Consider the following 6,777-nt stretch of genomic DNA (forward strand, 5'->3'; position numbering starts at 1 on the left):
CGATCGGGATGCTCAGCCCCGACAACTTCGAGCAGTCACTCCGAACGGCTGCCTGAACCCTCGTAACCCCTGTCCACCATTCGGGGTGAACCTCAACCGGGCCAGATTGGCCAGTCGTCCGACCTGCTCGACGGCGCACTGCAAGGGGCAGGCAAGCTGTGACGATCTGCTGGGCGTGGTGGGTGGTGCGCGGAGTCCTTGGGTTTGACGACTTCCCGTTTGTCCGTCCCGACCGGCTTCCGGGAGCGCATCGTTCCCGGAGCCGGGGCTCACTAGACGCGTAGCGGCCGGCAAGGGAGACAGCTTCCCTCACCGGCCATCAGCTTGACGGTGGATCAGTAGTGGTCGATGAACCAGCGGGTGCACTTGAACTTCCCACCCGTGGGCTTCACGCATGCCCGTACTGCATAACTGCGGTTGTCCTCACCCGTCTGAAGCGCTACCGAGCCGGTACGCGCATAGTCACGGCTCGCATCCGAGTTGTTCGCGATGTGCCGGCAGGTCTTGACACCGCCCATAGCCCGCACGTAATCGTCTGAAGGGTACCTGGGCTTGGAGTGCATGTTGAAGGCGTACAAGCTCCGCTGCACGTACACTTTGTCCTTCCTGGCCACCTTTCCTGTGATCGTGGCGTGAGCCCAGTAGTCCCAGATTTTTTCGGTGTAGAGGGTGAGATGGCGCCCCTTGTAAGTGCGCGAGCCGCTGTCGTCGTAGATTCCGGGTGTTCCGGTGCGATCGCAGCCATCGACGTCGCCGGGTTTCTTACTGTCGTCGTCCGGCGCCACCGAGAGGGTGGTCTCGGCGGCCGCTGGTGATGCGGTGCCAAGAACTCCCAGAGGAACAGCCATCACCAGTGCCACTGCCAGCTTTGCCCAGCGCCTGCCTGATGTCATGTTCGACATTGCCGATCCTTTCCCCTCGATCGGTCGAGTGATCAGTTCCGATGGGAACGTAGGCGCTGCCGCGCGCACCGTTCCAGACCTTTTCCTTCGGGGGAAAACACATCGTCGCCACGCGACCACTGGAGCTCGTCTCCTACGCGCTTTCGTGCCGCCCTGATGTACCGCGATGAACACCTCAAACACCGACGAGGCGCCGGCTTTCGCACGAGCCGCCAGTTGCTCGACAAGGGCGTCGTCCACACCGCCGGTCGGCTCCTCGGCCGCTGCCGCGGCCGGCCCCACTGTCCCGGCGGGGTCCTCATCCGAGCCGGTGCTCGGTTTGGTGTTCTCGTCCGTCGCGGACGTCGTCTCGATCATCACTGCTCACTCTTCCGTGATCAAGATTTACACCGTTTCGCGGACAGTCCGGGGCGGCGGGTCACGGCCCCGCGTGAGCTGCGGGTTGTCCTCCGTGAGTCGATCTCCGAGGTAGCCTCTCGTCGAACGACGCTCGGGGAGGGGCCGTGGCATCGGTTAAAGAGATCGCCGCGGGCGTGCGGACAGCGATCGCCAAGGCCAAGGCGTCTAGGGCCGGTCTCGAACGCTCGCAGCAGCTCCTTGACGAAGCTGGTGCGAAGTGGTCGGAGGTCGCGGCCGGTGTGACTGACCAGGAGTTCACCCGACTGCCGGGCTTGCCCGGCGAGGTGAACGCCTCGGCGGAGACGGTCACCGGCCTGATAGGTCGGTCGTTGGACTTGCTCGACGGTTATCTCGTCAGGTTGGGAGTGCCGGCGGAGTCCACGTCGGCTGGAGCTTCCGGACAGTCGTCTGCTCCTGGTCCGTCCCCTTCGTCCAGCGGTCATGACGTGGACGATGACGAGGATGATGCGCTGGTCGAGCGGTTGCGACGGGAGTTGCCGCCGCCGGTGACACGCGGTCGCGGGGTGAAGACGCATGGCCGCTGGTTCGCACCTGGTAAAAACACTGCGGCTATGACCAGCGGACGGGACGACCGCACGGATCGCGTGATCGAGATCGTGAAGGAGGCCGGGTGCCCGTTCGTCCCACTGACGGCGGCCGCGGACGTGGAACTCAAGATCGCGGCCGAGATGCGTGACAGCGGGATCACGGACGCCACGGTGGTCATCAATAACGTGCCCTGCAAGGGTCAGACAAGCTGTGACGATCTGCTGGGCGTGGTGTTGCCGGAGGGCAGCACGCTGACGGTCCACGGGACGGGCGGGTTCACGAAGGTGTATCGGGGAGGTAAGCAGTGGTGACGTTCGATGCCTGGTTCGATCCAGGTCAGCGGGAACCCCTCGCGGTAAGCACGGCCGCAGAGGTGGACGAGTTGCTGGACCGGATGGTGGCCGAGGCCGAGTCGCCAGAGGTCGAGGTGGGCCTGGTCGCCCAGATCGATCGTCGCGACGACGACGGCTGGTCGATCCTTCAGTTCGGCGTGCGCGCGGCAACAACGACGTGCGGGTTTGTCGGCTTCGCAGGCAAGGGCGAGACGAGCGTCATCAGCACGTCGGGGGCGACGTCGCCGGAGCCAGTGGCCTACGACTACCAGTCCCATGAGCGCGAGGTGCCGAGCAACGCGGAGATCTCCTGGCCGACAGTTCGAAAAGCAGTCCACGACTACGTGGGCTCGGGCGGCGCTCGCCCGGCTGGTGTGCCTTGGCGGGACGTCGAGTGAGCGGGTGGCAGATCGCGGTAACGGCCATCGTTGGTGTTCTTGCCACGTCGGGCGCGTTCGTCGGTGCTCGCCTGGGGGCGCGCGCGAACGACCGAGCGACTGAGCAGCGCGAGTTGGCGGCTCGTCGCGAGGAGCGGTGGCGACGGTTCACCTGGGCTGCCGAGCTTGCGCTCGATGAGTCGGCGGCGAAGCGAACCCTCGGCTTGAGTCTGATGATGAAACTGGCGAGGTCGGAGCTTGCGCAGCAGGACGAGTACGACCTGCTTGACGTGTTTCATCAGCGCGTGCTCGGTGAGATACTGGACCCGACCGACAAGACGGGGCAGAGCCAATGACTCGATCGCATCGCCTGACTGAAGAGCAGATCGCGGCAGCCCAACTACGCGTCCTTCTAGATCAAAAACAAGGTAGGACGACCCCCGACGTCGTCCGAACGATCGCGAAATCAATCCCCGGAGATGAAGTCCCTGGCATAGAACGGCCCAAGCCCGAGAGCGTGACAGAGCTTGTCAAGGCTCAAAAGTTCGCTGAGGCACTGGAGCGAATTCGCGAGCTTCGGGCCGCCAAGTCAGGCGAGTCGAATCAGGAAGAACCCGAAGTTGGTGGCCGTGCGAGCGCCTGGTTTACCGAACCTGGTGATAAGTCCGATGTCATCCCCGATATTTCGGTTCCACCTTCCGGGGTTCCGCGCACAGTAGCTCTTCTGCAAGCATTAAGTAATATAAAAGAATCTCGACCGGATCCGGTTCAGAACCTTGAAGCAGCGCTGCAGAAGTTCATGGAGCAGTACGACGAAGAACTTTCACAGACCGAGCGGGGTAAGGATTAAGAGGGTGTCTTACGTGGTGGACGGTGGCTGATGCGCCATGATCTTGGTCGTGGTTGATCGGTTGTCTTTGCGTCTTGTGCCGGATGAGCTGTGGGAGCTGGCGGAGCCGTTGATCCCCGCGTTCTGCCTCGTCCGCAGGGTGGTGGGACCGCGCCGTTGGATCTGCGGCAGGTGTTCACCGCGATCGTGTACGTGCTGACCAGCGGATGTGCTTGGCGGGATCTGCCGCCGTCGTTCGGCGTGCCCTTCCAGACCGCGCACCGTCGCTTCACGCTATGGACCAACGCCGGGCTATGGCGCGAGCTCCATCGTGTACTGCTTGACGAACTGGGCAGCCGAGGCTTGCTCGACTGGAGTCGTGCGATCGTGGACGGCGCCTCCGTCCGTGGCCGTGTCATGACAACGATGGCCATCGTGGTTCCCCACTGGCGGCCAGTTGCACGCACGGTAAGCACCTCCACGAGCTACCGGTTGACGCCGAGACACCCGGTCCGCGCGCCGGGCCCGGACAGCGCCCCCGAACGTCCGCACCCCGACCTGGGCTATCGAGCACCGCCGGAGCGAAGCGCGCGGACACCATGCCCGTCGTTCCGGATTCAGCCCTGCCTCTGCACGCACCCGCGGCTACGCAACGCACGCCTCACTGACGGCCAGATAGCTCCCCGGCAACTGGCCGTCAGTGGGGAGAAAGAACTGGCCACTGACATTGTGAGAACTTCGGTTCGGCTCGGGTCTTCGAGCACCGGCAGCCCGCTGGGCTCCGGAACTCGCTGAGACGTCAATCCGCAGACGGCACCCAGCACGGCGGCCGTTTCTGCGCGAAGGCGCTGATCCGCTGTCATCGAGATTTCATCGAAGATCCCTAGTGTTCGTGCGGTGATCGAACCACAGTGGCAGCAGGAACCCATGCCGAAGAAGAAGACCAACGTCGGCCTGATCGTCGGCATCGTCGTCGGCGTGCTCGGCCTCGCGGGCGGCGGCGTCACCGCGCTCGTCGTAACCCAGAACGACAGCGGTGACTCGTCCGGGCCTATCGCCGGCATGAGCGCGCTCGCGGACGGGTTCGTCGAGGCGTACAACAACGCGGTCACCTCCTCGGACCCCGCCGCGCTGCCCCTCGACGACTACGTGTGCGCCGCCAACCACGAGGACGTCGCCCGGCCGTTGAAGGACGGCACCGCGAAGCAATATGGGGTGCGACTGGAGGCCATAGCGGTGTCCTACAACCGCACCGGCGACGGCAACGTCACCATGGCGGCCCTTGGGAATGGCGGCGCCGGCGAACTGTCGATCGGGGCGGTCCAGGACGACGGCCGCTGGAAGCTGTGCGACGACCGGTTCGACATCATCCGGCGCTGAGCGTCAGTCCGCGTTCGGCACCCAGCTCGCGGGCCGCTCTCGCCGCTGTTCGCGACCTGCCTCCGTTGTCCGGCTCACGGTTGACCGCTCGTTCCCGCTGTCATCGAGATTTCATCGAAGATCCCTAGTGTTCGTGCGGTGATCGAACCACAGTGGCAGCAGGAACCCATGCCGAAGAAGAAGACCAACGTCGGCCTGATCGTCGGCATCGTCGTCGGCGTGCTCGGCCTCGCGGGCGGCGGCGTCACCGCGCTCGTCGTAACCCAGAACGACAGCGCACCCGCCTCCGCGGCCAAGCCCGGCGCCGACATACTCGCCACCGCCGAAGCGTTCGTCCAGGCGTACAACAACGCGGTCACCTCCTCGGACCCCGCCGCGCTGCCCCTCGACGACTACGTGTGCGCCGCCAACCACGAGGACGTCGCCCGGCCGTTGAAGGACGGCACCGCGAAGCAGTACGGGCTGCGGCTGCACCTCGAGTCAGTGACCGAGAAGCGCGGCAGCGACCAGGGCAGCGGCAACGTCACCATGTCGGTCGAGAAACAGGGCCAACTCGGCAAAGGGTCGTTGTCGGTCGAGGCGGCCCGGACCGACGGCCGCTGGAAACTGTGCGACACCGATTTCGACATCGTCCCGGACTGAGCGTCAGGCCCGGTCGGTCACCCAGCGGCACGAGGAGCCCGACCGACCGGACCGGGACTGTTCCCGGAACTCAAAGTGGTGCTCAGGGACGGATACTACGACGCGACGGCCCCTCGGATGTCTGGACGCTGAGCCGCACCGCACCGAAGAGACCACCCTGGCTGCGCCTGTCACCGACCTCAAAATGACGTTGTACAAGCGAGTGTCAGCAGCCTGGCGACAGTCGGAATGCCTGAGCTAGCAAGCCTTCGCGGCTGCCGATGGCGTCGACTTCGCCCTCGAACTCGCCCACCAGGGGTGGCGATCGCTTCGGCCTGCACGACTAGCCCAGCGCTGAACACACGAGGCCGGCGACCTGCTCGACTTCAACGACCACACCGGCGCGATGAACACCTCCGCCACCGAACTGGCAGACCTGCACGCACAACTGAACCGAGCGCTACACGCCTGACCAGGCCGAACTCAACTCAGTGGCCCCTTCCTGGCGTATTCCAGTGTGCCACCCCACCAGCATTCCGAAGCGAGGCCCCGCGAACCGGTCAACCGGTCAACAGCGGACTCTGGCTACAAGAGGCCTTCGAGTCCGCGTTCGGCGGCGACGTCGAGCAGGTCGGCCGGGCTCATGCCGGTCGCGGACAGATCGGCGTGGCTGTAGGACGGTGTGATCGCGACGAGGTTCTTGTCCGGCGGCTCGATCTCCTCGAGGACCGCCCGCCGCTGCTCGTACGGCTCGCCGGTGAGGTCGTCGTCGCCGAGCAGGAGGATGTTGAACACGAAGTACGCCACTGCCACGTCGCCGCCGGCGTAGTTCTGCAGGAGCCCGAAGTCCGGGCGTCCGTGCTCGTCGAGGGCGACGATCTCGCCGTCCAGCACCCCTGCCCGCCCGTCGAGCGCGTCGCCCAGGGCGCCGTCCAGCTCCGGGAAGCGGGTGGTGAAGTCGTTGCCGTTGCGGCTGGTCAGCCTGGTCGTCCCGTCCGGCGCGACCTGCAGGACGCTCCGATAGCCCTCGACTTCTGTACATGGTTTGGACTGTTGGGTTGGCGAGCGACGCAACGCGTTGCCGCGGACTCTGCCACCAGGATTCGAGCCAGGGGGCAGCGGCGCAATGCCAGCGCCATCGCTGCGTTAGTTAGCCATTCTGCAGACATCGTCCTAGAACAGCGTCCCAGCTTGTCGTTAACCGAAGTGGGCGTTCGCCGAAGGAATCGCCAGCAAGATGATGACCAGCAGTGAGCCCACTGTTGCCAGCACCAGGCGTAGTGCGATCACGTAGCGGTACCAGGCGGGAACGGTGGCCACCGCGGCGTTGACGAACGCTGCGACCTCCAGGTTTCGCAGTGTCGGATCATCGGACTTGGTGAAGGCCG

The 6,777-nt window shown here is 65.0% G+C and carries 9 protein-coding genes and 1 pseudogene; 7 read left to right on the forward strand and 3 right to left on the reverse strand.

Annotated elements, in window-relative coordinates; all coding sequences use genetic code 11:
• Nucleotides 1-335: 335 nt before the first annotated feature.
• Nucleotides 336-1,259: a hypothetical protein gene (locus AC069H_RS42640; RefSeq protein WP_478236162.1), complete on the reverse strand. Its 924-nt coding sequence runs from the start codon at nt 1,257-1,259 to the stop codon at nt 336-338.
• 146 nt (nt 1,260-1,405) lie between these two features.
• On the opposite strand from AC069H_RS42640, the gene AC069H_RS42645 reads away from it, so the two are divergent.
• The 7 genes and pseudogenes from AC069H_RS42645 to AC069H_RS42675 all read left to right on the forward strand — a co-directional run bounded on the left by AC069H_RS42645 (nt 1,406) and on the right by AC069H_RS42675 (nt 5,410).
• A complete protein-coding gene (locus tag AC069H_RS42645) occupies nt 1,406-2,161 on the forward strand; it encodes a DddA-like double-stranded DNA deaminase toxin (protein WP_478236163.1) in 756 nt (251 codons plus the stop codon).
• Nucleotides 2,155-2,580: an Imm1 family immunity protein gene (locus tag AC069H_RS42650; RefSeq protein WP_478236164.1), complete on the forward strand. Its 426-nt coding sequence runs from the start codon at nt 2,155-2,157 to the stop codon at nt 2,578-2,580. The genes AC069H_RS42645 and AC069H_RS42650 overlap by 7 nt, the downstream gene beginning before the upstream one ends.
• Nucleotides 2,577-2,915 carry a hypothetical protein gene (locus AC069H_RS42655; protein WP_478236165.1) on the forward strand — a complete coding sequence of 113 codons (339 nt, stop codon included), beginning with the start codon at nt 2,577-2,579 and terminating at the stop codon, nt 2,913-2,915. Before AC069H_RS42650 ends, AC069H_RS42655 begins: the two co-directional genes overlap by 4 nt.
• Nucleotides 2,916-3,076: 161 nt before the next feature.
• On the forward strand, nt 3,077-3,409 hold the full coding sequence (locus AC069H_RS42660; protein WP_478236166.1) for a hypothetical protein: 333 nt from the start codon (nt 3,077-3,079) through the stop codon (nt 3,407-3,409).
• Between the two features lie 49 nt (nt 3,410-3,458).
• Nucleotides 3,459-3,802 (forward strand): annotated as a pseudogene (locus AC069H_RS42665) (transposase); the annotation flags it as partial.
• Nucleotides 3,803-4,285: 483 nt separating this feature from the next.
• Nucleotides 4,286-4,768 (forward strand): hypothetical protein, encoded by a 483-nt coding sequence (locus AC069H_RS42670; RefSeq protein ID WP_478236167.1) that lies wholly within the window; start codon nt 4,286-4,288, stop codon nt 4,766-4,768.
• Nucleotides 4,769-4,906: 138 nt separating this feature from the next.
• Nucleotides 4,907-5,410 carry an Rv0361 family membrane protein gene (locus AC069H_RS42675; RefSeq protein WP_478236168.1) on the forward strand — a complete coding sequence of 168 codons (504 nt, stop codon included), beginning with the start codon at nt 4,907-4,909 and terminating at the stop codon, nt 5,408-5,410.
• Between the two features lie 564 nt (nt 5,411-5,974).
• Here the strand turns inward: AC069H_RS42675 and AC069H_RS42680 are convergent.
• On the reverse strand, nt 5,975-6,463 hold the full coding sequence (locus tag AC069H_RS42680; protein ID WP_478236169.1) for an ATP-dependent DNA ligase: 489 nt from the start codon (nt 6,461-6,463) through the stop codon (nt 5,975-5,977).
• Between the two features lie 123 nt (nt 6,464-6,586).
• Nucleotides 6,587-6,777: hypothetical protein (locus AC069H_RS42685; RefSeq protein ID WP_478236170.1), on the reverse strand; the 191-nt coding region annotated here is incomplete at its 5' end.

Source organism: Amycolatopsis sp. NPDC043887 (assembly GCF_056435665.1).